The following is a 22,784-nucleotide window of genomic DNA, read 5'->3' as shown; positions in this document are numbered from 1 at the left end:
CCCCCCACTGGACCACCCTCCTCACCCCCTACCACCCCCACACCACCGAACTCCCCTCCTACCCCTTCCAACGCCAGCGCTACTGGCTCGAACCCCGTCCCGAACCCGTCGCCGCACACCGTGCGCCCCAGCCGGTGGCACAGTCCGCGGAAGCGGGAGCCCTGTTGGGTGTGCGGCTGCCGTCGTCCCCGCTCGCGGAGGCGCAGTTCGCCCCGCGGCTCGATCCGGTGGCGCACGCCTGCCTCGGTGACTTCGTGGTCGGTGGGCGGCCCGTGGTCAGTGCCGGTGTGGTCGTGGAGACGCTGATCGAGGCGGTCACGGAGCTCGCCGGGGCCGGGCCGGTGTCCGTGGAGGACCTGGAGCTGCCCGTCGACCTGGTGCTGGAGCCCGTCGTCGCCGACCGGCCGACGGATCGTGCCGAGCGCGCCGCGCAACTCGTCGTGCACCACGGGGAGTTCCGCTACTACGCCCAGGACGCGGCCGGCGGCTGGCAGCTCCACGCCCAGGGCCGGGCGCGGTCCGGTGCGTCGGCCGCTCCGACGGTGACGCTCGCCCCGGTCGGTTCGGGCCGCGAGCTGACCGGTGACGAGCTGTACCGGATGCTGTGGCAGCGTGCCCTGTATCTGGGTTCCGCCGCCCGCTGGGTGGAGCTGATCCGGCTCGGCCGCGGCGAGGCCACCGCCGAGCTCCGGCCCGCCGCACCCGGCGAGGCGGAGCCGTATCGGATGCACCCCGGGCTCGTCGACGCGATGTTCCAGACCGCGCTGGCCTGCTTCCCGGTGGACGGCCCGGCCCTCGTGCCGGTCGCTCTGGAGCGCTTCGTGCACTACGACCGCGGCGGCTCCCAGGAGGGGCTGCGCTGTCACGCCGAGCTGTTCGAGGGCGGCACCCTGGCACGTATCCGGCTCGTCGACGTCCACGGCCGGCTGGTCGCCGAGGCCGACGGCGTCCGCTTCGCCCCCGCCCTGACCCGGCCCGCCACGGAACCGGCGACGACAGCGGCGACGGCAGAGGCGACGGCCCCGGCGCCCGCGCCCGCGCCCGAACCCGTACTCCTCCCCGTAGCCCCGCCCACGCCGGCTCCCGAGCCGCACGACGTACGGGCCCTCGTGATCCGGACCGTCGCGCAGGCGCTGGGCACCACAGCGGTGCGGCTCGACGCCGGGCAGTCGTTGCAGGCGCTGGGGCTCGACTCGCTGATCGCGATGAAGATCCGGACGACGCTGAACCGCGAGTTCGACGTCCTGCTGCCGATGACGGCGTTCCTCGACGGCCGCAGCACCGACGACCTCGCCGAGGACGTCCTCGCCGCCCTCAGCCCCGTCACCGCCCCCGACACCCCGGCGGAGACCCCGCACACCGACGCCATCGACACCACCGACGCTCCCCACGCCCCCGACGACGAGCGGTACGAGCCCTTCGGCCTGACCGACCTCCAGCAGGCGTATCTCGTCGGACGCGGTGACGCCTTCGAACTGGGCAACACCTCCACGTACTTCCAGATCGAGATCGACCTGGAGAACGTGGACCTGGACCGGCTCGGCGCGTCGTTCCGGGCGATGATCGAGCGCCACGACATGCTGCGGGCGGTCTTCACGCCGGAGGGCGAGCAGCGCGTGCTGCGCGAGGTCCCGGCCTATGTGATCCGTGAGACCGACGTGTCCGCCCTGGATCCCGACGGCCGTGAGGCCGCGCTGGCCGCCGTGCACGAGGAGATGCGGCACCAGGTCTTCGACACCGCCCGCTGGCCGCTGTTCGACGTGCGGGTGACCCGGGTCGACGACCGGGCGATCCGGCTGCACGCCGGCTTCGACGCCCTGATCATCGACGGGTTCAGCACGTCGATCCTGTTCAAGGAGTGGGCCGCCCACTACCGCGGGGAGACGCTGCCCGAACTGCGGCTGCGCTACCGGGACTACGTCCGGCAGGTGCGTGAGCTGGAGTCCGGGCCCGAGTACGACCGGGCGCTCGCCTACTGGCGGGACCGGCTCGACACGCTGCCGCCCGCGCCGCAACTGCCGCTGGCGGTCGACCCGTCGAGCCTGGTGCGGCCGGTGTTCGACCACCGGGGCGCGACCCTGTCGAAGGAGGACTGGGCCCGGTTCAAGGAGCACGCGGCCACGGCCGGGGTCAGCGCCTCGGCGGCCCTGTGCACGGCGTACGCGCAGGTGATCGCGGAGTGGAGCGCCACGCCCGACTTCTCGCTGAACCTGCTGTTCTTCAACCGGCTGCCGCTGCATCCGCAGGTCGGCGACGTCATCGGCAACTTCTCCACCACCCTGATGCTGGAGATCCGGGACGCGGCCGACGACGCGTTCGCGGCCCGCGCCGCCGAGGTGCAGCGCCGGCTGTGGAGCGACCTGGAGCACAGCCAGGTGAGCGGTGTGCAGGTGCTGCGGGAGCTGAACCGGGCCCGCGGTGCCTCGGTGCGGGCCGCCGCGCCGGTCGTGTTCACCAGTCTGGTCAACTTCAGCGGCCAGCAGGACACCGAGCAGCGCGGAGTCGTCCAGTACCTCGCCGGGATCGGCGAGAACGGCCGTCAGGTGAGCAGTTCGGTCCGCACCCCGCAGGTGTGGCTGGACCACCAGGCGGTCGAGGAGGCCGGTGAGCTCGTCCTGAACTGGGACGTGATCGAGGAACTGTTCCCGGCGGGCTGTGTGGACGCCATGTTCGCCGGCTATCTGCGGTTGCTGCACGACCTGTGCCGTGACCCCGCGGCCTGGCAGCGGCCGAGGCCCGTCCTCACTCCGGCCGCCGACCTGGAGGTGCGGGCCGCGGCGAACGCCACCGACGGGCCCCTGCCCGAGGGGCTGCTGCACGACGCGGTCCTCGCCCGGGCGGCGGACACGCCGGACGCGCCGGCGGTGATCTCGCAGGCGCTGACCCTGACGTACGGGGAGCTCGAGCGCAGGTCCCGCCGGGTGGGGCACGCGCTGCGCGCCCAGGGAGCCGGTCCCGGCGACCTGGTGGCGATCGTCATGGACAAGGGCTGGGAGCAGGTCGTCGCGGCGCTCGGCATCCTGCGGGCGGGGGCGGCGTACGTCCCGATCGACGCGCGGGTGCCCGCCGAGCGGCTGCACGTCCTGCTCGACAGTGCCGGGATCAGCCGGGTCGTCACCCAGCCGTGGGTGGAGGACACGGCGGACTGGCCGCAGGGCGTGGCCAGGACCGTGGTGGGCACGGACGACCAGGCCATGGCTGACGACCAGGCCGTGGCGGGCGACCAGGTCACGGCGGACACGTCCGACGCACCGGGCGGCGAGGAGGACGAACCGCTCGGTCCGTCCGGCGCCACGCCCACCGATCTCGCCTATGTGATCTTCACTTCGGGGTCCACCGGACTGCCCAAGGGCGTGATGATCGAGCACGGCGCGGCCCTGAACACGGTCGTCGACGTCAACGAGCGCTATCGGGTGACGGCGGCGGACCGGGCCCTGGGGCTGTCCGCGATGCACTTCGACCTGTCGGTGTACGACGTCTTCGGACTGCTGTCGGTGGGCGGTGCCCTCGTGCTGCCCGAGCCGGCCGCGCACCGCGAGCCCGCCCGCTGGGCGGAGCTCGTCGCCGAGCACGGGGTGACGGTCTGGAACAGCGTTCCCGCGTTGATGGAGATGTTCACCGAACACGCCCTCGCCGAAGGGCTGTCCGGGCTGCCGCTGCGGCTGGTCATGATGAGCGGGGACTGGATCCCGGTGACCCTGCCCGGCCGGATCCGGCAGTTGCTGCCGGACGCCGAGCTGTGGAGCCTCGGTGGCGCGACGGAGGCGTCGATCTGGTCGATCCTGCACCCGATCGGTGACGTCGGGGACGACTGGGTGAGCATTCCGTACGGCAAGGCGATGCGTAACCAGCGCTTCCACGTGCTGGACGGCGCGCTGCGGCCGTGCCCGGTGTGGGTGCCGGGCGACCTGTACATCGCGGGTGTGGGTCTGGCCCGCGGCTATCTGAACGACGAGGCGAAGACCGGCGCGGCCTTCCTGCACCACCCGGTCACCGGTGAACGCCTCTACCGCACCGGGGACATGGGACGCTTCCTGCCGGACGGCACCATCGAGTTCCTCGGCCGGCTCGACTCCCAGGTGAAGATCCAGGGGTATCGCATCGAGCTGGGCGAGGTGGAGGCCGCGCTCACCCAGTGCGAGGGCGTGCGGGCCGCCGCGGTCGTCGCGGCGGGCGAGCAGCACGGGCCCAAGCGGCTGATCGCGTACGTCGTCCTCGACGAGGGTCGCGACGACGGCGAGCAGCAGATCGTCGAGGCGCTGCGCCGGGTGGTGCCGCAGCATCTGGTGCCGCAGCGGGTCCTGGTCCTGGACGAGCTGCCGCTCAGCGACAACGGGAAGGTGGACCGGGCGGCGCTGCCGGCGGCCGACGAGGTCGCGGCCGAGGGGTCCGGCTTCGTGGCGCCGCGCGACGAGGTGGAGCGCCGGCTCGCGGAGATCTGGGCCGAGTTCTTCGGCGTGACCGAGATCGGGGTGACCGCGAGCTTCTTCGAGCTCGGCGGGGACTCGCTGCTCGCGGTGCGGCTGATGGCCAGGATCGCCCGTGGTCTGGGGCGCAGTCTGCCGCTGTCCACGCTCTTCACCCGGCCGACGATCGAGCTGCTGGCCCGGGCGGTCCGGGAGGCCGGCAGCGGCGAGGAGGGCCGTGGGGCCCTGGTGCCGGTGCGCACCGGCGGGTCGCGGACTCCGCTGGTGTTCGTCCACCCGGTCGGCGGTGACGTGCTCTGTTACGCGGAGCTCGCCGAACTCCTCGGCGCGGACCAGCCGTTCTACGCGCTGCAGTTGCCGGACATCGAGCTGGGCAGTGTGGAGGAGATGGCCGCCCACTATGTCGCGGCGGTGCGCGCGGCGCTGCCCGAGGGGCCGTACCGGCTCGGCGGCTGGTCGATGGGCGGGGTGATCGCCCTGGAGATGGCGGCCCAGTTGACCGCTTCGGGTGCCGAGGTGGATCTGCTGGCCGTGGTCGATCTGATGGTGCGGCCGGGGCCGGACGAGGGTGCGCCGGTCTCCGACGAGGTGTTGCTGTCCTGGTTCGCCCGGGATCTGGCGGGCCTGGCCGGGGTCGACTGGGAGCTGCCGCCTGAGGCGTTCGACGGCCGCCCGCCGGTCGAGGTGTTGCATGCCGAGGCCCGTGCGGCGGGGGCGTTGTCGGAGGACATCGACCTCGGCACGCTGAGCCGTATCGTCGGCCGGTTCCAGCGCAACTACCGGGCTCTGCTGCGCTACGCGCCGAGCGGGTTCGCCGGGCGGGTGGTGTCGCTGCGGGCCGCGGACGGCGGTGCGACGGTCGAGACGGCCGCCCGCTGGATGGAGTTCTTCACCGGCGACGCCACGCTCGTCGACGTGCCCGGCGACCACTACTCGGTGATGCGCGGCGAGCGGCTGCGCGTGCTGGCCGGTGAGCTGCGCCGGGCGCTCGGCGCCCACTGATCCGAACCGGCCGGGCCGCTCTCGGGCGGCCCGGCCGGCCCCTTCCTTCCCGCCGGACCGGTCCTCGAGGGTCCGGTCCGGCGGGGTCCAGGTCCACGACGTGAGGACATGCGGTATGCGAAGTGATCAGGCCGACCCGCGACGGCGGCCGGTGGAGGAGTTGCCGGCCACGGTGCCGGTGGCGGTCGTCGGGGCGGGCCAGTCCGGCCTCGCCGTCGGGTACCACCTGCGCCGGGCCGGCGTGGAGTGTGTGCTGCTGGACGCGGGCGACGGGATAGGCGAGAGCTGGGAGCGGCGCTGGGACTCGCTGACGCTGTTCACGTCCGCGCAGTTCTCCGGGCTGCCGGGGCTGCCGTTCCCCGGTCCCGCGGCCCGCTACCCCGGCAAGGACGAGGTGGCGGCGTATCTGCGGGACTACGCCGAGCGGTTCGAGCTTCCGGTGCTGGCCGGCCACCGGGTGCGGTCGCTGCGCCGGGACGGTGACGGCTATGTGCTGAGCACCGCGCACGGCGAGTGCCGTGCCGGGCAGGTCGTGATCGCGACCGGCGCGTTCGGCGTGCCCCGGATCCCGGAGTTCGCCGCGGGGCTGAGCGGGGACGTGTTCACCCTGCACACCTCCGACTACCGCGGCCCGGAGCAACTGCCGCCGGGGCCCGTGGTGGTGGTCGGGGACGGCAACTCCGGCCGGCAGATCGCCGTGGAGCTGGCCGAGACCCACAGTGTGGTGCTCGGTTGCGGCGAGAGCGTGTCGCCGCCGCTGCCGCAGAGGGTGGTCGGCCGGGACATGTTCTGGTGGATGAGCGTCCTCGGGGTGATGAGTCTGCCGGTGAACATGCAGGCGCCCGATCCGGTCGTCGGGGACCGGGTGCCGGAGCTGGTCGCGGCGGGCCGGATCCGGACGGTGGGCCGGATCGTCGCGGCCGAGGGCGGTGAGCTGCTGGCCGCGGACGGCGAGCGCGTCAAGCCGTCCACGGTGATATGGGCGACCGGCTACCGCACCGACTGGAGCTGGCTCGACCCGGAGATGCTCGACGAGGCCGGGCAGCCGCTGCACACCGAGGGGGTGGGGGCGCTGCCGGGCAGCTACTACCTGGGGCTGTACCGGATGCGTACCCGCGGCTCGGCACTGATCGGTTTCGTCGGCCGGGACGCCGAGCACATCGCCGCGGCGATCACCACCGCCGCCCACGGCGGCACCACGACCACTCCCGCCACGGCAGAAGGCGAACCGTCATGACCACCGGTGCGACGACCTCCACGACCTCCATGACGTACGCGACCGAACTCGACGTGCTGGGCGCGCTGTTGGCGTTCGACTTCATCGGGTTCGCGCAGAAGTCCGCCGCGCTCGACCCGGCCGCTGAGCGCTACGGGCGGGCGGTCGGCGCCGCCTTCGGGATCACGGTCCGCCGCCGCTTCCCGCAGGGTGCGACACCGCAGGAGATCGACGGTTACGTCGCGGAGTTCCTCGGCTCGCTGGAGGCCGGCGCCGAGGACTTCGACGCGGCGTTCCTGGCCCGCCTGATCGCCGACGCCCTGTCCGACGCCCTGGCCGAGGGCACCGTGCCGTCCGGCGGCGGGCGGCCGGTCGCGGAGACGACGATGCAGGCCCTGCTGGTCCTGACGCTGCGGATGGTACGGGAGCTGGGTCTCGGGCCCGAGGAGCAGCGGGAGTTGCTGGCCGAGGCGGCCCGGCGCACGGCCGGCTGATCCGTACGGGCGAGACGTACGGGCGAGACGTACGAGAGGCGGCGCCCGGTGGTCCGGGGCGCCGCCTTCCGTCGTCGGCGGGGCGGAGATCAGCCGAGGTACTCGATCGTCCCCATCATCGTGCTCGTCACGTCCGAGTGGTCGAGCATGTTGACCCGGGCGTTCATCTTGCCGGTGCCGGTCGCGAACTGGTAGTTCCCGGTGCCACCCGTGATCTTGTAGGTGCCGGTCGGGTAGACCATGGTGTCCGAGGTCAGCGGGGCGGTGAGCTGGTAGCTGACGTGGAGCTTGTCACCGTCGGGTTCCGTGATGGTGCCGGTCCCCTTGATGTCCCACTTCCCGGGGATGGTCGCCTTGCACGCCACCTCGGTCTGGGTCCAGGTGCCGCTGGTGATGGGCCGGCCGGTCGAGGTGCCCGACCCCGTCACGTTGTAGCCGTCGCAGCCCACGGTGTCCGGGTGCGTGGTCGCCACGACCCCGAACTTCGAGGTGACCTCGAACGAGGGCAGCCATGTCTCGGCCGCGGCGACGGTGGGCGCGCTCTCGGCGGCGAACGTGACGCCGGCCGCACCCCCGGTGATCAGTACCGCCGCGGTCGCCACGCCTATCGAGCGCGTCAACCAGCGGTGTGCGAGTCCTGCCATCTTCTCCCCCGAACATATACAGAAGTTGTCCAACGAGGCCCGAGTGACGGCCTGTTGGGGACAGCTTCTCCGATCGGGGGTCACCGCGTCGAGATATTCGGCCTACTTTCGTATTTTCGGTCAGGGTGCGGTGAAGACCGTCTCCCGATCAGGGAGACGTCGTGGAGACCACGTACACACGGGGGAAGGCCGGATCATCCAGATTGACCGTGATGTCGCTGGTGGGGCGCGGCCTCTCGCGCTTCACGGTGGTGCCGGACCAGCTCCGGTCCGGGCGGAAGTCCCAGCCCACGATCCCGGCGTCACGGTCGCTGACGGTGACCTCGCCGGGGGTGAGGGCGGCGCGGCCGGTACCGCTGTCGTGGAGGTAGGCGTCGAGGCCGGCCGCGGTGGTCGTGAACTGGACGTAGAGCCGGCTGGTCTTCCAGTTGCTGGTCTCGTAGTAGGCCACGTGCCAGGCGTCGGTGGGGATCGGGATCTCGTAGATCCGGCGCTTCATCAGGGAGGGCCGGTTGTCCTGGAGGCCGACGACGGAGGACTCGCGCTCCTTGTCGCGGCCGCTGTCGCGGCTCTGGCCGGCGGAGATCACCAGATAGCCGGCGGGGACGCCGACGAGGAGCACGATGATGATCGCGGTGAGCCAGCGGCGGCGCAGCATGTGCCGGCGGTCCTCGGGCAGCTTGCCGTCCTGGTGCTCCGGGGACGCCGTCGGGTGGGGCACGGTCATGAAGAAGGGTCCTGGGTGGTGCCGGGGGTGCGGGGGGTGCGGTCGGCGGCGGCCGCGGCGCCGCGCAGGGCCTGCGCGTAGCGGCCGTAGCGCTCGTAGCGCTCGACGCGGCGCCGGTTCGCCCGGCGGAAGCGGCGGGCGACGAGCCGGGCGAGGTCGGCGGCGCCGACCATGCCGGCCTCGGGGCCGAGCTGGGCCCGGGCGATGCGGGCCTCGGGCCGGTAGCCGCGGCCGGTGAGGTGGCGGCGGAAGGCGTCCCTGGCGGGGCCGATCAGCAGGTCGTCGGCGGCCGAGACGCCGCCGCCGATGACGAAGCAGGACGGGTCGAGGGCGGCGGCGAGATTGGCGATGCCGACGCCGAGCCACTGGCCGATGTCCTGGAACAGCTCGACGCACATGGCGTCGCCCTCGCGGGCCAGCTCGGTGATCAGCGGGCCGGTGATGTCGGGGACGCTGCCCTTGACCCGCTCGATGATGTTGTACGCGACCGGGGAGTCGGCGGCGGCGAGCTCCCGGGCCTCGCGGACCAGGGCGTTGCCGGAGCTGTACTGCTCCCAGCAGCCGCGGTTGCCGCAGGGGCAGCGGTGGCCGCCGGGCACCACCTGCATGTGCCCGAACTCGCCGGCGACCCCGAACTTGCCGCGCTTGACCTGGCCGTCCTCCAGGATGGCGCCGCCGATGCCGGTGCCGAGGGTGATCATGACGAGGTGGTCCTCGCCGCGGCCGGCGCCGAAGCGCCACTCGGCCCAGGCGGCGGTGTTGGCGTCGTTGTCCACCATGACGGGGACGGCCAGCCGGTCCTGGAGGGCGTCGCGCAGCGGCTCGTTGCGCCAGGCGAGGTGGGGGGCGAAGAGCACCCGGGCCCGGTCGGCGTCCACCCAGCCGGCCGCGCCGATGCCGACGGCGTGCACGTCGTGGCGGTCGGAGAGGTCCAGGACGAGCTCGACGATGGTGTCCTCGACGACCTTCGGGCTCTTGGACTTGTCCGGGGTCTCCGTGCGGACCTGCTCCAGGATGGTGCCGTCCGCGTCGACGACACCGGCCATCACCTTCGTACCGCCGATGTCGATGCCGACGGTCGGCACCCGGGGCGCGGACAGGTGCGAGCGCCGCTCCCGGCTGCCGATCGTCCGCAGGACCGTGCCGCGGGCGGAGCCGCGGTGGGCGAGGTCACGGTAGGTACTCATCGGCTCGATTCTGCCAGGTGGGGTGTGAGGGACGCGTTACGAAGCGGACGGCGGGCCGGACGGTCGCGCCAGCTCGTGGCGGAGGTCCTCCAGCTCGCTGCCGCCGGCCATCTGGCGGGTCAACTCGTCCAGGCTGATGGAACCCTTGGTGTGGCTGCCGGCCATGACGCCACGCTTGAGCAGCACGAAACGGTCGCCGACGAGGTAGGCGTGGTGCGGGTTGTGGGTGATGAGGACCACACCGAGGCCCTGGTCACGTGCGGCGGCCACATACTTCAGGACCACCCCGGACTGCTTGACGCCGAGCGCGGCGGTCGGCTCGTCCAGGACGAGGACCTTGGCGCCGAAGTGGACGGCGCGGGCGATGGCCACGCACTGGCGCTCGCCGCCGGAGAGGGTGCCGATGGGCTGGTCGACGTCGCGCAGGTCGATGCCCATGCGGAGCAGGGCCTCGCGGGTGGTGGTGCGCATCAGCTCGACGTCGAGCCGCTTGAAGGGGCCCTTGCCCCGGGTGGGCTCGGAGCCGAGGAAGAAGTTGCGCCACACCGGCATCAGGGGGACGACGGCGAGGTCCTGGTAGACGGTGGCGATGCCGCGGTCCAGGGCGTCGCGCGGGTTGGCGAGCGCGACCTCCTCGCCCTCGATGCGGAAGGTGCCGGCGTCGTGCCCGTGCAGACCGGCGACGATCTTGATGAGGGTGGACTTGCCGGCGCCGTTGTCGCCGAGGACGCAGGAGATCTCCCCCGCGTGCACCTGGAGCGAGACCCCTTCGAGGGCCCGGATGTTGCCGTAGTACTTGCTGACGGTGTCGAGCTCGACCAGGGGCGCGGGCCCGGCGGTCTTCGTCGTCGGGGTCACTTGGCGGCCTCCACGCGCTTGCGGATCCAGGCGTTCAGGAGCGTGGCGAGCAGCAGCATGGCGCCGAGGAAGAACTTGAACCAGTCGGGGTTCCACTCCGCGTACACGATGCCCTTGCCGGTCATGCCGAAGATGAGGGCGCCGACCGCGGAGCCGATGGCGGAGCCGTAGCCGCCGGTGATCAGGCAGCCGCCGATGACGGCCGCGATGATGTAGATCAGCTCGTTGCCGACGCCCTCGCCCGACTGGACGACGTCGAACGAGAACAGCAGGTGCTGGCCGGAGACCCAGGCGGCGAAGGCCACGCCCATATAGAGGCCGATCTTGGTCCGGTGGACCGGGACGCCGACCGCGCGGGCGGCGTCGGCGCCGCCGCCGACGGCGAAGATCCAGTTGCCGAAGCGGGTGCGCAGCAGGATCCAGGTGGCGAGGCCGACCAGGACGATCCACCACAGGACGGTGACCTTGAGCTCGACGCCGCCGACGGTCCAGGTGGAGGCGAACAGCGCGCGGGCGGAGGGGAAGCCCTCCATGTCGGCGATCGACTTGGTGGAGACGGTGCCGCTGATCAGCTTGGTGAAGCCGAGGTTCAGTCCGGTCAGCATGAGGAAGGTGCCGAGGGTGATGATGAAGCTCGGCAGCTTCGTGCGGGTCAGCATGAAGCCGTTGAACGCGCCGACGGCGAGGGTGACGAGCAGCGAGACGCCGACGCCCACCCAGACGTTCGCGGTCATCTGGTAGCTGAACATCGAGGAGATCAGCGCCGAGGTGGTGACCAGGACGCCGGCGGACAGGTCGAACTCGCCGCCGATCATCAGCAGGGCGACCGGCACGGCCATGATGCCGATGGTGGAGGCCGCGTACAGGACCGTGCCGAGGCTGGAGGCGCGCAGGAAGCTGTCGGCGACCACGGAGAAGAAGACGAAGACGGCGATCGCGCCGACGATCGAGCCGAGCTCGGGCCGGGCGAGCAGCTTCTTCAGCGGCGAGGTGCGCAGGAGACGTTCGTCGACGTGGTCGAGGCCGTCGGAGGGCGGTGCGGTGGCGCTCATCGGGTGCCCCGCTCGGTGTAGCCCTTCAGCGCGCCGGCCTGGTCCTTGGTGATGATCTGCGGGCCGGTGAGGACCGGCTTGCCGCCGCCGAGGACGTCGGCGTTGTAGCGGTAGAGCCAGAGCAGGTCGACGGCCTGGTAGCCCTGGAGGTAGGGCTGCTGGTCGACGGCGAAGCCGAGGGTGCCGGCCTCCAGGGCGCCGGCGACCTTGGCGTTGAGGTCGAAGGTGTCGATCTCGGCCTTGCTGCCGGCGGTCTTCTTCGCCTGGACGGCGGCGTCGGCGAAGGGCGCGCCGAGGGTGACGACGGCGTCGATGGACGGGTCGGACTGGAGCTTGGCGAGGACGGACGCCTGGACGTCGGGCATGTTGGTGCCGTCGACGTAGAGGTTCTGCAAGTCGCCGCCGAAGGTCTTCTTCGCTCCGGCGCAGCGCTGCTCGTGGCCGACGTTGCCCTGCTCGTGCAGGACGCACAGGGCCTTCTTGCGGCCGCGCCGGTCGAGCTCGTCGCCGACGGCCTCGCCCGCGACGGTCTCGTCCTGGCCGATGTGGGTGAGGGCGCCGAAGGCCCGGGACTGCTCGGCGCCGGAGTTCACGGTGATCACCGGAATGCCGGCCTTGACGGCCTTCTCGACCGCCGTCCTCATCGCGTCCGGCTTGGCGAGGGTGACGATGAGACCGTCGACCTTCTTGGCCACGTACGAGTCGATGAGCTGGGCCTGCGTCTGGGCCTCGTCGCTGTGGGCGTAGAGGAAGTTGATGTTGTCCTTGACGGCGGCCTGCTTGGCGCCGTTCTGGACGATGTCCCAGAAGGTGTCGCCGTCGCCCGAGTGGGTGACCATGGCGAAGGTCCACCGGGGGGTGTCCACGGCCGCCCTGCCCTGGGCCGCCGCCGCCTTGCGCGCGTCCTCCGCGCGCTTCCCGCCGGTGCTGCTGCATCCCGCGAGCGCGGCGGTCAGCGCCACCGCGAGCACGGCGCCGACGGCCGCGCGTACCCCTCCTGTAGGAACCCTGGTCACGAGGCCGTGCCCTCCTTTGTGTCCTTCTGCGTGCATTGCAGTATCGGTCATGGGGGTCACGCCGATCTCCAGCGGGGCCTGCTGGTCTCTACCCGCGGTCGCGCCGCCGGAACGCGAAACGCCCGGGAGGGTGGGCCCGGGGGCGGGCGACGAGAAGGCGCGGGGCGGCGCGGGGGCGGCGCGGAGGCGGGTGGTCCGGGGTTCCTTGACACCCGATCCGTGGCGCACCACCTTGGGGCCCATGCGGATCGGACTGGTGGGGACGGGGCGGATCGGCGGCTTTCACGCGGGGGTGCTCGCACGGCATCCGGAGGTGCAGGGGCTGGTGCTCGCCGATGCCGACGGGGAGCGGGCCGCGCGGGTGGCGGGGGCGCTGGGGGCCGAGGCGGCGCCGACGGTCGAGGCGCTGTTCGGTCACGCGCTGGACGCGGTGGTGATCGCGTCGGCGACGGCCGCGCACGCGGAGCTGATCGGGCGGGCCGCGGCGGCGGGGCTGCCGGCGTTCTGCGAGAAGCCGATCGCGCTCGACGTACCGGGGACGCTGGCCGCGCTCGACGCGGTCGCGGCGGCCGGCACCGAGCTGCAGCTCGGGTTCATGCGGCGGTTCGACGCCGGGTACCGGGCGGCGCGGGAGGCGCTCGGATCGGGCCGGCTCGGGCGGCTGCACACCGTACGGACGGTGACCTCCGACCCGGCGCCGCCGCCCGCCGCGTACCTGCCGCTGTCCGGCGGCCTGTTCCGCGACTGCATGGTGCACGACTTCGACATCCTGCGCTGGGTGACGGGCCGTGAGGTCGTGGAGGTGTACGCGGCCGGGTCGGACGCCGGGCCCGCGATGTTCCGCGCGGCCGGGGACATGGACACGGCCGCGGCCCTGCTCACCCTGGACGACGGGACGCTGGTCACGGCGACCGCGACCCGCTGCAACGGCGCCGGGTACGACGTACGGATGGAGCTGGCCGGGGAGCGGGCGCAGCTCGCCGTCGGCATGGACGAGCGCACGCCGCTGGAGTCGGTCGAGCCGCAGGGCCCGCCGCCGCCCGGGAAGCCGTGGACCGGTTTCCTGGAGCGGTTCGCCCCGGCGTACGAGGCGGAGCTCGACGCCTTCGTCGGCCTGGTGCGCGGGGAGCGGGCCAACCCCTGCGACGGGCGCGAGGCGCTCGCGGCGCTGCGGGTCGCGGAGGCGTGCGAGCGGTCGCGGCGGGAGCGACGCCCGGTGCGGCTCGACGAGGTGCCGTCCTCAGCCGCCGGCTGACAGCACCGTGCCCTGCGCCACCGCGCACAGGGTCTCGGCCCCCTCGGCGTCCACGGTCAGCAGGTCGCACCGGACGACGGCCTGGCGGCGGCCGGCGTGCACGACGGACGCGCGGGCGCGCAGCACGGCCCCGACCGCCGGGCGCAGGTACTGGATGCTGAAGCCGCCGGTCAGGACGGCCGGGCCGAGGGCGGCCCCGCCGGCGAAGGTGAGGGCGTTGTCGGCGGCGTAGGAGAGCACTCCGCCGTGCACGAAGCCGTTCTGCTGCCGGTGCTCCTCCCGGATGTCGAGCTCCAGGACGGCGGCGGCGTCGCCGAAGGCGGTGATCCGGGCGCCGAGGAGCCGGCTGAAGGGCTGGCTGTCGAGGACCTTCTGGGCGAGGGCGACGCCCGGGTCGGCGGTGGGGTCGAGGGCGGGGTCGTGGGCCGAGTCGGCATGGTCGGCGGGAGCGTGGGAGGGGCTCACCGGCTCCGCGGGATTCGTAGGCTGCATGGGGTTCATGATGTCGCTCACCAAATGACGGGAAGGCGGCGGGTGCCGCGGATCAGCAGACCGGGCAGCCACTCCAACGGGCCCGCGTCGGGGTCGAGTTCCAGCCGGGGGAAGCGTTCGAGAAGCGACCGGATGGCGATCTTGCCCTCCAGGCGGGCGAGCGGGGCGCCCAGGCAGTAGTGGATGCCGTGTCCGAAGGCGAGGTGGCCGCGCGGGTCGCGCCGGATGTCGAAGCGGTCGGGTTCCGGGAAACGGCCCGGGTCGCGGGCGCCGGCGGCGAGCCCGACGAGCACGACGGAGCCGGCGGGGACGACGGTGCCGCCGATGCGGACGTCCTCGACGGCGAAGCGGTACGTGGCCGCCTCCACCGGTCCGTCGTAGCGCAGGCCCTCCTCGATCGCACCGTCGATGAGGCCGAAGTCGGCGCGCAGCGCGGCGAGTTGTCCGGGGTGGGTGAGCAGTGCGCGGACCGTGTTGGCGATCAGGTTGACCGTGGTCTCGTGGCCCGCGATCAGCAGCAGATAGGCCAGGGCGCGCAGTTCGGGCAGGGAGAGCCGGTCGCCGTCCTCGGCGCGGGTGGCGATGAGGGCGGACAGCAGGTCGTCGGCGGGGCCGGCGGCCCGTTTGTCCTCGATGAGCTCGTCGAGGTAGTCGCCGAAGCCTTCGACGGCCTCCCGTTCGGTCAGGGCGCCGGTCGGGGCGACGAGCTCGTTGGACCAGGCCCGGAAGCTGTCCCGGTCGGCGGCCGGGACTCCGAGGAGTTCGCAGATGACGGTGATGGGCAGCGGGAAGGCGAAGGCGTCGACGAGGTCGGCGCGGCCGGCCGGCGCCATCGCGTCGAGGAGTTCGTCGGTCAGCCGCTGGACGCGGGGGCGCAGGGCCTCGACCCGGCGGCCGGTGAACTCGCCCGCGACGAGTTTGCGCAGCCGGGTGTGGTCGGGCGGGTCGACGCCAAGCAGGTTGGGGCCGATGACCTCGACGTCCAGCGGGACGAAGTCGAGGACGGCGGAGGGGTCCTTGACGAGCCGCTGATCGGCGAGGGCGGCGCGGCCCTCCTCGTAGCCGACGATCAGCCAGGCCGGGACGCCCTCGGGCGTGAGGACCTCGTGGACGGGGCCGGCCGCGCGGAGTTTCGCGTAGTACGGGTACGGGTCGGCGGTGAAGTCCGGGCCGTACGCGCCCAGATCGATGGCGGACATCGATCCAGGCTAGGCGCCGTCGTCGGGCTCGGGGAGGTCGAGGAGACCGGCGTCGTGGACGAGCAGCGCGATCTGGACACGGTTGTTGAGGCCGAGTTTGGCCGGAATCCGCGAGACGTGGGTCTTGACGGTCGGGACGCTCATGAGCTGGCGGGTGACGGCCGGGCGTCCCGCACGGTCCGCCGCGCCGCCCGCCCCTCGGCCCCGGTGGCCTCGACCAGGTGGGAGGGGAGCAGCCAGGTGCGTGTCATAGCGGAAATGTACGCAGATGGGGGCCGTGACGCGGGGTCGGAGCGAGGGGTCGATACCAAAGTCGCGGACTCGGCGACTTCGGTCGTACGAACGTCGTACAGGGGCGCGGCGGAACGGATACCGACGGCCGACGCGGGCCGTGGCGCCAATGGATCATGATCGGGGCATGAAGAGGTTTCTCGAAGTCACGGGCTCCCTGCTGCTGATCTTCGGCATAGCCGGAGTGGTCCGCGAACTGACCGACGGCTGGTTCAAGCTCCTGGGCATGACCCGCTTCCTCACGGAGAACGTCGCCTTCCTCCACGGCCACGAGGTCTTCGCGAACATCGTCGTCGCGGCCCTGGGCGTGGCGGTCCTGGTCCTCTCGGACCGGGTGCCGCGACGCTGACGGGGCCGCCGTGGGGGTGCTCGCCAGGCGCGGCACCGACGGAGTGTCGCCGGACCTATCCGGCGGTGCGGTCGGCGGAGCGGCGGCCCCAGGCGGTGCCGGCGAGGACGAGGAGGGCGCCCGCGAGGCCGAGGGGGCCGGGGCGGTCGCCGGCGAGGGCGATGCCCGCGGCGGCGGCCCACAGGGGCTCGGTGCCGAGCAGGAGGCTGACGCGAGAGGGGGAGCTGCGGCGGACCGCCCACATCTGCACGAAGAAGGCGAAGAGGGTGCAGAAGACGGAGAGGAAGACGAGCCCGGCCCATTCGCGGGACCCGAAGTCGACGGCGACCGCCCAGGGCGAGTCGCCGGTGCCGGGCACGGCGGCGAGGAGGGCGAAGACGACGACGGCGGAGCCGAGTTGGACGGTGGTCAGGGAGAGCGAGTCGGCGCTGCGCACGGCCTTGATCCGGGACATGGCGAGGACGTGCACGGTCCGGGCGAGCGCGGCGAGCAGCATCAGCAGGTCGCCGAGCGAGGGGGTGGTGAAGCCTCCGCCCTGGGTCAGCAGGATCACGCCCGCCACGGAGAGGGCCGCGGCGGCGAGGAAGGCGCGGGGTGGCCGGACGCCGGTCACGGCCGCCTCGGCGAGCGGGGTGAAGATCATGGTGAGGCTGATGATCAGGCCCGCGTTGGTGGCGGAGGTGTGGACGACTCCGTAGGTCTCCAGGAGGAAGATCCCGGCGAGGATCAGTCCGAGCACACCGGCCCCGCGCCACTGGGCGGGGTTCAGCGCCCGCAGTCTGCGCCATCCGGCGCCGACGAGGACCGGCAGCACCACGGCGAACCGCAGGACGAGTACGGCGATCACGGTGTGGGTGGTGGTGATGCCCTTGGCGGCGAGGTAGCTGGCGCCCCACACCACCGCGACGAGGAGGACCGGCAGGTCGGTGAGCCAGGCCCGGCGAGGGGCGCCGAGGGGCAGGGGTGCGGCGAGCGCCGAGGGGGCGGTCATGGGGAGCGGTCTCCGACTCTTGGGTGGGGGTGGAGACTTCGGCGGCTCTCACTCGGGCGCGCTCACCGTATCCGGCGGACAACGGTGGTGGCTACATCATTCTCCGATGGTGCCGAACTCGGGGCGTCCCGCGAGCTCGTACGTCTGGATGGTGACGCCCAGGGAGGTGCTGCGGGCGTCGAGGAGCCGGAAGGCGCTCGGCGTGGCGCCCTCGCGGAACAGGCGCCTGCCGGCGCCGAGGACGACGGGGAAGAAGAGCAGGTGGAGCCGGTCGATGAGGCCGCGGGCCAGCAGGGTCTGCGCGAGGCCGCCGCTGCCGTGCATCTGGATCTCGCCGTCGACGCGCTCCTTGAGGGCGAGGACTCCGTCGGCCGCGTCCCCCCGCAGCACCGTGGTGGTGGGCCAGTCGGCGGAGGCGAGCGTGGTCGAGACGACGTACTTGGGCAGCGCGTTGAGCTTGCTCGCGACCGGGTCTCCGGGATCGGTCTGCCGCGGCCAGTAGCTCGCGAAGATCTCGTAGGTGCGGCGGCCGAGGAGGAAGGCGGCGGGCCGGGCGAAGACCTCGTCGATGAAACGGCCGAAGTCCTCGTCGACGTACGGCGCGACCCAGCCGCCCCGGTCGAAGCCGCCGCTGGGGTCCTCCTCCGGGCCGCCGGGGGCCTGGTAGACGCCGTCGAGGGTGAGGAACTGGGTGAGGCTGAGGGTGGCCATGACGGGTGCCTTTCTCTCTTGCGGACCATCGTGTCCCACCCGTACCGACCGCGCCGCTCGGCGGAACTCATCGCCGGCCCCCGCCGGTGATCGCCTCGGTGTCCGTTTCCCGCCGGTGTCCGGGGCCCCGCCCGCGTTTGATTGAACTCGCAACGACAAACGAGGTGCGAGGAGTTCGCGATGTCCACGACGAATGGCACGAACGGCATGAGCGGCAGGGCGGTCCTGGTCACCGGCGGCAGCAGGGGCGTGGGGGCCGCGACGGCCGTCCGGCTCGCCGGGGAGGGCGCGGACGTGGCCTTCACCTACGTCCGGGACGAGGTCCGGGCCAAGGAGGTGGCCGCCCGGATCGAGGCGCTGGGCCGCCGGGCGCTGCCGCTGCGGGCCGACGCCGGTGACGCGGGCGACGCGGCGGGTGCCGTGGACTGGGCGGCGGACGCCCTCGGCCGGCTCGACGTGCTGGTGAACAACGTCGGCGTGGGGGTGCTCGCGCCGCTGGGACACCTGAGCCTGGCGGAGGTGGACCGGGTGCTGGCCGTGAACGTCCGCTCGGCCTTCCTGGCCGCGCAGGCGGCGGCCGCCCGCATGGAGGCCGGCGGCCGGATCGTCACCGTCGGCACCTGCATGACCCAGCGGGTCCCGGGCCCCGGCGGCACGCTGTACACGATGAGCAAGGCGGCGCTCGTGGGCCTGACGAAGGCACTCGCCCGCGAGCTGGGCGAGCGCGGCATCACCGCGAACATCGTCCACCCGGGCCCGACGGACACCGACATGAATCCGGCGGACGGCCCGTACGCGGACGGGCAGGCGGCCATGACGGCTCTGGGCCGCTTCGGCACCGCCGACGAGGTCGCGGCCACGGTCGCGTTCCTTGCGGGCCCGGACGCGGCGTACGTGACGGGCGCCGAGTTCTCGGTGGACGGCGGCCACGCGGCCTGACCCCGCCAGGGCGTCCCGCCCCACGGCCGGCCTTACCGACACCCCGAGCCGTGCGGCCCACCCGTAACGCCGCCCACGACCACCCGACGACGCCCACGACCACCTCGGCGAGTGAGCCGAAGGGCGCCGCGGGCGTCGAAAGGGAGAACGCGCGGAGGTCCCGAGGAACGAGGGACCGAGCACGATCGACCGTCGACGCACGCTGAAGGCGCCCGGAGGCGAACCGAGCCACAAAATAAGCGGGGCGCACCGGTGCTGTCGGGCCGGTGCGCCCTCGCGTGCCGGGCGGGGTGTCGTGCCCGCCCAGTTCTGGGGTGGGGTGGCGTCAGCCGCCCAGCTCCTGGTGGCGGGCGGTCAGCCGGGCGGCGCCCGTTTCGGTGAGGGAGCCGAAGAGGCGGAGGCGGGAGATGCCGCCGTCGGGGTAGATGTCGATGCGGACGCGGGAGCCGACGGCCGGTGTGTCGAGTACGAAGCGGTGGTTGGTGTCGGGCTGGAGGCGGGTCCGGGGGAGGATCTCGGTCCAGTCCTCGGAGCCTTCGGCGGCCACCGACAGGGCGGCCCAGCCGGCGCTGTTGCCCTTGAGGTAGGCGGTGTCGATCTCGACGGCGCGGATCTCGGATTCGGCGGCGAGGCTGTAGCGGATCCAGTCGTTGCCCTTGTCGCGGCGGCGGCGGGTCTCCCAGCCGTCGTCCATCTTGCGGGAGCGGCCGGGCTGGATGGTGTTGGTGGCCGGGGAGTAGAAGCGGTCGGAGGCGTCCTCGACCTGGCCGCCGTTCTCGAGGGCCGCGAGGTCGAAGGTGCCGAGGACGGCGAGCCACTTCGGGTCGGGGGCGACTTCGCCGTGGACGCGGAGGCGGGCGATGCCGCCGTCGGGGTGCTGGTTGACCCGGAGGTGGGTGAAGCGCTGTTCGACGTCGACGGCGAAGCCGTTGGCGGCGTGGCCGCCGATGGCGGTGCGGGGGACGAGGGTGGTCCACTTGACGTCGTCGGCGAGGAGGTCCTCGGGTGAGGGGGAGCCGGTGACGGAGGTGGCCTCGATGGAGACGGCCTGCGGGTAGTTGCCGCGGAAGTGGGCGGTGTCGACGACGATGCCGCGGATGACGCCGGGGGCGCCGAGGCGTACAAGGGCCCAGTCGTGGTCGTCCTCGGTGGGGTGGGGCTGGTCGGCGGAGACGCCGCGGCGGCGGCGGGTCTCCCAGCCGTCCATGATCTTGCCCTTGTGGCCGAAGTGCTCGGGGTCGAATTCGGCGGCCTCGGGCTTGAGGAGGTTCTCGCGCTCGGCGAAGAACTCGTCGTTGGCGGCGATGACGCCCGCGCCGAGGCGGCGGTCGGCGAGGTCGGCGTACTGGGTGAAGGGGAAGTCGGCGGTGCGGTAGTCGGCGTAGGGGTCACCGCCGCCGTAGGGGCTGGCGTCACCGGTGAAGCTGGGTATGGCGGACACGTCAGTTGTTCCTTTCGAGGAGGCGGCCGGTGGGCTCGGCGAGGGTGCCTCGGTCGGCGATCCGCTCTCCGCGCAGCCAGGTGGAGGTGACGACGCCGTACAGGGTCTTGCCCGCGTAGGCGGTGATCCGGTTGCGGTGCTCCAGCTCGTTGGGGTCGACGGTGAAGGTGGCGTCGGGGTCGAGCACGGCGAAGTCGGCGTCGCGGCCGGCCTCGATGGCGCCCTTGCGGTGGAGGCCGGCGAGGGCGGCGGGGGCGGTGGACATCCAGCGGGCGACGTCGGTGAGGTCGTGGCCGCGGCGCCGCGCCTCGGTCCAGATGGCGGGCAGGCCGAGCTGGAGGGAGGAGATGCCGCCCCAGGCGGACGCGAAGTCGGGCGTCTTGAGGTCGGCGGTGGACGGCGAGTGGTCGGAGACGATGCAGTCGATGGTGCCGTCGGCGAGGCCCTGCCAGAGCAGGTCCTGGTTGGCGGCCTCGCGGATGGGCGGGCAGCACTTGAACTCGGTGGCGCCGTCCGGGACCTCCTCGGCCGTGAGGGTGAGGAAGTGGGGGCAGGACTCGACGGTGATCTTGACGCCCTCGGCCTTGGCGGCGGCGATGAGCGGCAGCGCGTCGGAGGACGACAGGTGCAGGACGTGGACGCGGGCGCTGAGCCGGCGGGCCTGGTTGATCAGGTTCTCGATGGCGGTGTTCTCGGCGACCCGGGGGCGGGAGGCGAGGAAGTCGGCGTACTTCTCGCTCGACTTGTGGGGGGCCGCGTCGAGCTCGTGGGGGTCCTCGGCGTGCACGATCATCAGGCCGTCGAAGCCGGCGATCTCGGCGAGCGAGGCGGCGAGCTGGTCCTGGTCGAGCTGGGGGAACTCGTCGACGCCGGAGGGGCTCAGGAAGCACTTGAAGCCGAAGACGCCGGCGTCGTGGAGCGGCCGGAGGTCCTTGACGTTGTCGGGAAGCGCGCCGCCCCAGAAGCCGGTGTCGATGTGCGCCTTGGGCCGGGCGACGTCCTGCTTGATCCGCAGGTTCTCGACGGTGGTGGTGGGCGGCAGCGAGTTGAGCGGCATGTCGAGCAGGGTGGTGATGCCGCCGGCGGCCGCGGCGCGGGTGGCGGTCCAGAAGCCCTCCCACTCGGTGCGGCCGGGGTCGTTCACATGGACGTGGGTGTCGACGAGTCCGGGCAGGACGACGTCGTCGCCGACGTCTTCCAGCCGGGCGCCGGCGGGTACCTCGGCGTCGTACGGCAGTACGGCCGCGATCTTCCCGCCGGAGACGGCGATCGACGCCGCGCGGGTCCCTTCGGGGGTGATGACGCGCGTCGAGCGCAGGACCAGGTTGACGTCCACCCGTACCCCTTCTTCCTCGATGCTTCTTCCGCGAAGCAGAATTTCAACGAACTGTTGAAGGAGTCTGCGCGCGAGACGACATGTCGTCAAGGGCACACTTTCCAGCATGGGCCGCCGATGAAGCCTGCTTGGATGTTTCCATGAAGTGGAATGGAAATTTCGTACAGTAGAACGTAGCTCCGCACATGCGGGGTGGACCAGGACCCCTCCGGGCAGCCGCCGACAACGGACAAACACCCCCCTGACCGGCCCGGACGCCGGTACCTGGGCCGTGTGTCCGGCCCGGCGGCCCGGTAGGCTGCTGACTTGCCCGCCTGCCCCGAAAGGACCGTTGACGTGCCGACGTCCAGCGCCAGCACCACCGACGCCGCCAAGCCCGCCGCCGCGAGCGGAGGCGTCCAGTCCCTCGAGCGTGCCTTCGACCTCCTGGAGCGGATGGCCGACGCCGGCGGCGAGGTCGGGCTGAGCGAGCTCTCCGCCAGCAGCGGACTGCCGCTGCCCACCATCCACCGTCTGATGCGCACGCTGGTCGCCTGCGGTTACGTCCGCCAGCAGCCCAACCGCCGTTACGCGCTCGGCCCCCGCCTGATCCGCCTCGGCGAGTCCGCCTCCCGGCTGCTCGGCACCTGGGCCCGCCCGTATCTGGCCCGGCTCGTCGAGGAGACCGGGGAGACGGCGAACATGGCGCTGCTCGACGGGGACGAGATCGTGTACGTGGCACAGGTGCCGTCCAAGCACTCCATGCGCATGTTCACCGAGGTCGGCCGGCGGGTGCTGCCGCACTCCACGGGCGTCGGCAAGGCGCTGCTCGCGCACACCCCGGCCGACGAGGTGCGCGCGCTCCTCGCCCGTACCGGCATGCCGGCCGCGACCGAGAAGACCATCACCACGCCCGAGGGCTTCCTGGACGCCCTCGCCGTGGTGCGCGAGACGGGGTACGCGGTCGACGACAACGAGCAGGAGATAGGAGTCCGCTGCCTCGCGGTCCCCGTCCCCAACTCCCCCACGGCCGCGGCGATCTCGATCTCGGGACCGGCCGGACGCGTGACGGAGGCGGCCACCGAGAAGATCGTCCCGATCCTCCACCAGGTCGCCGAGGAGCTCTCGACGGCGCTCGCGAACACGGCGGGCAACGGCCAGGGCTGAGCCCGTACGGC

The 22,784-nt window shown here is 72.6% G+C and carries 19 protein-coding genes and 1 pseudogene; 7 read left to right on the top strand and 13 right to left on the bottom strand.

Going from position 1 to position 22,784, the window contains the following annotated elements:
- Positions 1 to 134: 134 nt before the first annotated feature.
- The 3 genes from ABZ135_RS17745 (at position 135) to ABZ135_RS17735 (ending at position 7,139) form a co-directional block, all read left to right on the top strand.
- Positions 135 to 5,429 carry an amino acid adenylation domain-containing protein gene (locus ABZ135_RS17745; RefSeq protein WP_356696654.1) on the top strand — a complete coding sequence of 1,765 codons (5,295 nt, stop codon included), beginning with the start codon at positions 135 to 137 and terminating at the stop codon, positions 5,427 to 5,429.
- A 115-nt stretch (positions 5,430 to 5,544) separates the two neighbouring features.
- The gene (locus ABZ135_RS17740; protein WP_356696652.1) at positions 5,545 to 6,666 is read left to right on the top strand and encodes an NAD(P)/FAD-dependent oxidoreductase; all 1,122 of its coding nucleotides are present in this window, start codon (positions 5,545 to 5,547) and stop codon (positions 6,664 to 6,666) included.
- Positions 6,663 to 7,139 carry a hypothetical protein gene (locus ABZ135_RS17735; RefSeq protein WP_356696650.1) on the top strand — a complete coding sequence of 159 codons (477 nt, stop codon included), beginning with the start codon at positions 6,663 to 6,665 and terminating at the stop codon, positions 7,137 to 7,139. The genes ABZ135_RS17740 and ABZ135_RS17735 overlap by 4 nt, the downstream gene beginning before the upstream one ends.
- Positions 7,140 to 7,228: 89 nt before the next feature.
- Here the strand turns inward: ABZ135_RS17735 and ABZ135_RS17730 are convergent, their stop codons facing one another.
- The 6 genes from ABZ135_RS17730 to ABZ135_RS17705 form a co-directional block, all read right to left on the bottom strand.
- Positions 7,229 to 7,783 carry a hypothetical protein gene (locus ABZ135_RS17730; protein ID WP_356696649.1) on the bottom strand — a complete coding sequence of 185 codons (555 nt, stop codon included), beginning with the start codon at positions 7,781 to 7,783 and terminating at the stop codon, positions 7,229 to 7,231.
- 148 nt (positions 7,784 to 7,931) lie between these two features.
- Positions 7,932 to 8,510, bottom strand: a complete 579-nt coding sequence (locus tag ABZ135_RS17725; RefSeq protein WP_356696647.1) for a hypothetical protein — start codon at positions 8,508 to 8,510, stop codon at positions 7,932 to 7,934.
- Positions 8,507 to 9,697, bottom strand: a complete 1,191-nt coding sequence (locus ABZ135_RS17720; RefSeq protein ID WP_356696645.1) for an ROK family glucokinase — start codon at positions 9,695 to 9,697, stop codon at positions 8,507 to 8,509. Before ABZ135_RS17720 ends, ABZ135_RS17725 begins: the two co-directional genes overlap by 4 nt.
- Positions 9,698 to 9,733: 36 nt before the next feature.
- Positions 9,734 to 10,555, bottom strand: coding sequence for an ATP-binding cassette domain-containing protein (locus ABZ135_RS17715; protein ID WP_356696643.1), 822 nt, complete (start codon positions 10,553 to 10,555; stop codon positions 9,734 to 9,736).
- The gene (locus ABZ135_RS17710) at positions 10,552 to 11,607 is read right to left on the bottom strand and encodes an ABC transporter permease (protein WP_356696641.1); all 1,056 of its coding nucleotides are present in this window, start codon (positions 11,605 to 11,607) and stop codon (positions 10,552 to 10,554) included. The genes ABZ135_RS17715 and ABZ135_RS17710 overlap by 4 nt, the downstream gene beginning before the upstream one ends.
- Positions 11,604 to 12,623, bottom strand: a complete 1,020-nt coding sequence (locus ABZ135_RS17705; RefSeq protein WP_356696639.1) for a sugar ABC transporter substrate-binding protein — start codon at positions 12,621 to 12,623, stop codon at positions 11,604 to 11,606. The genes ABZ135_RS17710 and ABZ135_RS17705 overlap by 4 nt, the downstream gene beginning before the upstream one ends.
- 241 nt (positions 12,624 to 12,864) lie before the next feature.
- Between ABZ135_RS17705 and ABZ135_RS17700 the strand changes: the two genes are divergently transcribed.
- Positions 12,865 to 13,878, top strand: a complete 1,014-nt coding sequence (locus ABZ135_RS17700) for a Gfo/Idh/MocA family oxidoreductase (protein ID WP_356696637.1) — start codon at positions 12,865 to 12,867, stop codon at positions 13,876 to 13,878.
- Here the strand turns inward: ABZ135_RS17700 and ABZ135_RS17695 are convergent.
- From ABZ135_RS17695 to ABZ135_RS17685, 3 genes and pseudogenes are all read right to left on the bottom strand, one after another.
- Positions 13,864 to 14,370: a PaaI family thioesterase gene (locus ABZ135_RS17695; protein WP_356696635.1), complete on the bottom strand. Its 507-nt coding sequence runs from the start codon at positions 14,368 to 14,370 to the stop codon at positions 13,864 to 13,866. The genes ABZ135_RS17700 and ABZ135_RS17695 overlap by 15 nt on opposite strands.
- A gap of 17 nt (positions 14,371 to 14,387) precedes the next feature.
- Entirely contained in the window at positions 14,388 to 15,569 is a 1,182-nt protein-coding gene (locus ABZ135_RS17690) for a cytochrome P450 (protein ID WP_356696633.1), read from the bottom strand.
- 9 nt (positions 15,570 to 15,578) lie between these two features.
- A pseudogene (locus tag ABZ135_RS17685) lies at positions 15,579 to 15,713 on the bottom strand (LuxR C-terminal-related transcriptional regulator); the annotation flags it as partial.
- A gap of 274 nt (positions 15,714 to 15,987) precedes the next feature.
- On the opposite strand from ABZ135_RS17685, the gene ABZ135_RS17680 reads away from it, so the two are divergent.
- Complete coding sequence (locus tag ABZ135_RS17680) at positions 15,988 to 16,209, top strand: hypothetical protein (protein WP_356696631.1); 222 nt, start codon at positions 15,988 to 15,990, stop codon at positions 16,207 to 16,209.
- Positions 16,210 to 16,264: 55 nt separating this feature from the next.
- Here the strand turns inward: ABZ135_RS17680 and ABZ135_RS17675 are convergent, their stop codons facing one another.
- Both ABZ135_RS17675 and ABZ135_RS17670 read right to left on the bottom strand, forming a co-directional pair.
- Complete coding sequence (locus tag ABZ135_RS17675) at positions 16,265 to 17,200, bottom strand: DMT family transporter (RefSeq protein ID WP_356696629.1); 936 nt, start codon at positions 17,198 to 17,200, stop codon at positions 16,265 to 16,267.
- A 96-nt stretch (positions 17,201 to 17,296) separates the two neighbouring features.
- Entirely contained in the window at positions 17,297 to 17,911 is a 615-nt protein-coding gene (locus ABZ135_RS17670) for a dihydrofolate reductase family protein (protein ID WP_356696627.1), read from the bottom strand.
- Between the two features lie 180 nt (positions 17,912 to 18,091).
- On the opposite strand from ABZ135_RS17670, the gene ABZ135_RS17665 reads away from it, so the two are divergent.
- A complete protein-coding gene (locus ABZ135_RS17665; protein WP_356696625.1) occupies positions 18,092 to 18,850 on the top strand; it encodes an SDR family oxidoreductase in 759 nt (252 codons plus the stop codon).
- A gap of 325 nt (positions 18,851 to 19,175) precedes the next feature.
- On the opposite strand, the gene alc is transcribed toward ABZ135_RS17665, so the two are convergent.
- Both alc and allB read right to left on the bottom strand, forming a co-directional pair.
- Positions 19,176 to 20,291 carry an allantoicase gene (alc, locus tag ABZ135_RS17660; protein WP_356696623.1) on the bottom strand — a complete coding sequence of 372 codons (1,116 nt, stop codon included), beginning with the start codon at positions 20,289 to 20,291 and terminating at the stop codon, positions 19,176 to 19,178.
- 1 nt (position 20,292) lies between these two features.
- Positions 20,293 to 21,627 (bottom strand): allantoinase AllB, encoded by a 1,335-nt coding sequence (gene allB, locus ABZ135_RS17655; RefSeq protein ID WP_356696621.1) that lies wholly within the window; start codon positions 21,625 to 21,627, stop codon positions 20,293 to 20,295.
- 336 nt (positions 21,628 to 21,963) lie between these two features.
- Here allB and ABZ135_RS17650 point away from each other — a divergent pair, with 336 nt between their 5' ends.
- The gene (locus ABZ135_RS17650; protein ID WP_356696619.1) at positions 21,964 to 22,773 is read left to right on the top strand and encodes an IclR family transcriptional regulator; all 810 of its coding nucleotides are present in this window, start codon (positions 21,964 to 21,966) and stop codon (positions 22,771 to 22,773) included.
- Positions 22,774 to 22,784: the final 11 nt, after the last annotated feature.

The organism is Streptomyces sp. NPDC006339, assembly GCF_040612775.1.
Classification (GTDB): domain Bacteria; phylum Actinomycetota; class Actinomycetes; order Streptomycetales; family Streptomycetaceae; genus Streptomyces.
Note: the sequence above shows the minus strand (reverse complement) of the source record. Positions and strands in the feature narration are given on the sequence as shown.

Coding starts and splice junctions, on each gene's coding strand:
- ABZ135_RS17740 (WP_356696652.1), top strand. CDS start 5,545: ATGCGAAGTGATCAGGCCGACCCGCGACGGCGGCCGGTGGAGGAGTTG.
- ABZ135_RS17735 (WP_356696650.1), top strand. CDS start 6,663: ATGACCACCGGTGCGACGACCTCCACGACCTCCATGACGTACGCGACC.
- ABZ135_RS17730 (WP_356696649.1), bottom strand. CDS start 7,783: ATGGCAGGACTCGCACACCGCTGGTTGACGCGCTCGATAGGCGTGGCG.
- ABZ135_RS17725 (WP_356696647.1), bottom strand. CDS start 8,510: ATGACCGTGCCCCACCCGACGGCGTCCCCGGAGCACCAGGACGGCAAG.
- ABZ135_RS17720 (WP_356696645.1), bottom strand. CDS start 9,697: ATGAGTACCTACCGTGACCTCGCCCACCGCGGCTCCGCCCGCGGCACG.
- ABZ135_RS17710 (WP_356696641.1), bottom strand. CDS start 11,607: ATGAGCGCCACCGCACCGCCCTCCGACGGCCTCGACCACGTCGACGAA.
- ABZ135_RS17700 (WP_356696637.1), top strand. CDS start 12,865: ATGCGGATCGGACTGGTGGGGACGGGGCGGATCGGCGGCTTTCACGCG.
- ABZ135_RS17695 (WP_356696635.1), bottom strand. CDS start 14,370: ATGCAGCCTACGAATCCCGCGGAGCCGGTGAGCCCCTCCCACGCTCCC.
- ABZ135_RS17690 (WP_356696633.1), bottom strand. CDS start 15,569: ATGTCCGCCATCGATCTGGGCGCGTACGGCCCGGACTTCACCGCCGAC.
- ABZ135_RS17680 (WP_356696631.1), top strand. CDS start 15,988: ATGAAGAGGTTTCTCGAAGTCACGGGCTCCCTGCTGCTGATCTTCGGC.
- ABZ135_RS17675 (WP_356696629.1), bottom strand. CDS start 17,200: ATGACCGCCCCCTCGGCGCTCGCCGCACCCCTGCCCCTCGGCGCCCCT.
- ABZ135_RS17670 (WP_356696627.1), bottom strand. CDS start 17,911: ATGGCCACCCTCAGCCTCACCCAGTTCCTCACCCTCGACGGCGTCTAC.
- ABZ135_RS17665 (WP_356696625.1), top strand. CDS start 18,092: ATGTCCACGACGAATGGCACGAACGGCATGAGCGGCAGGGCGGTCCTG.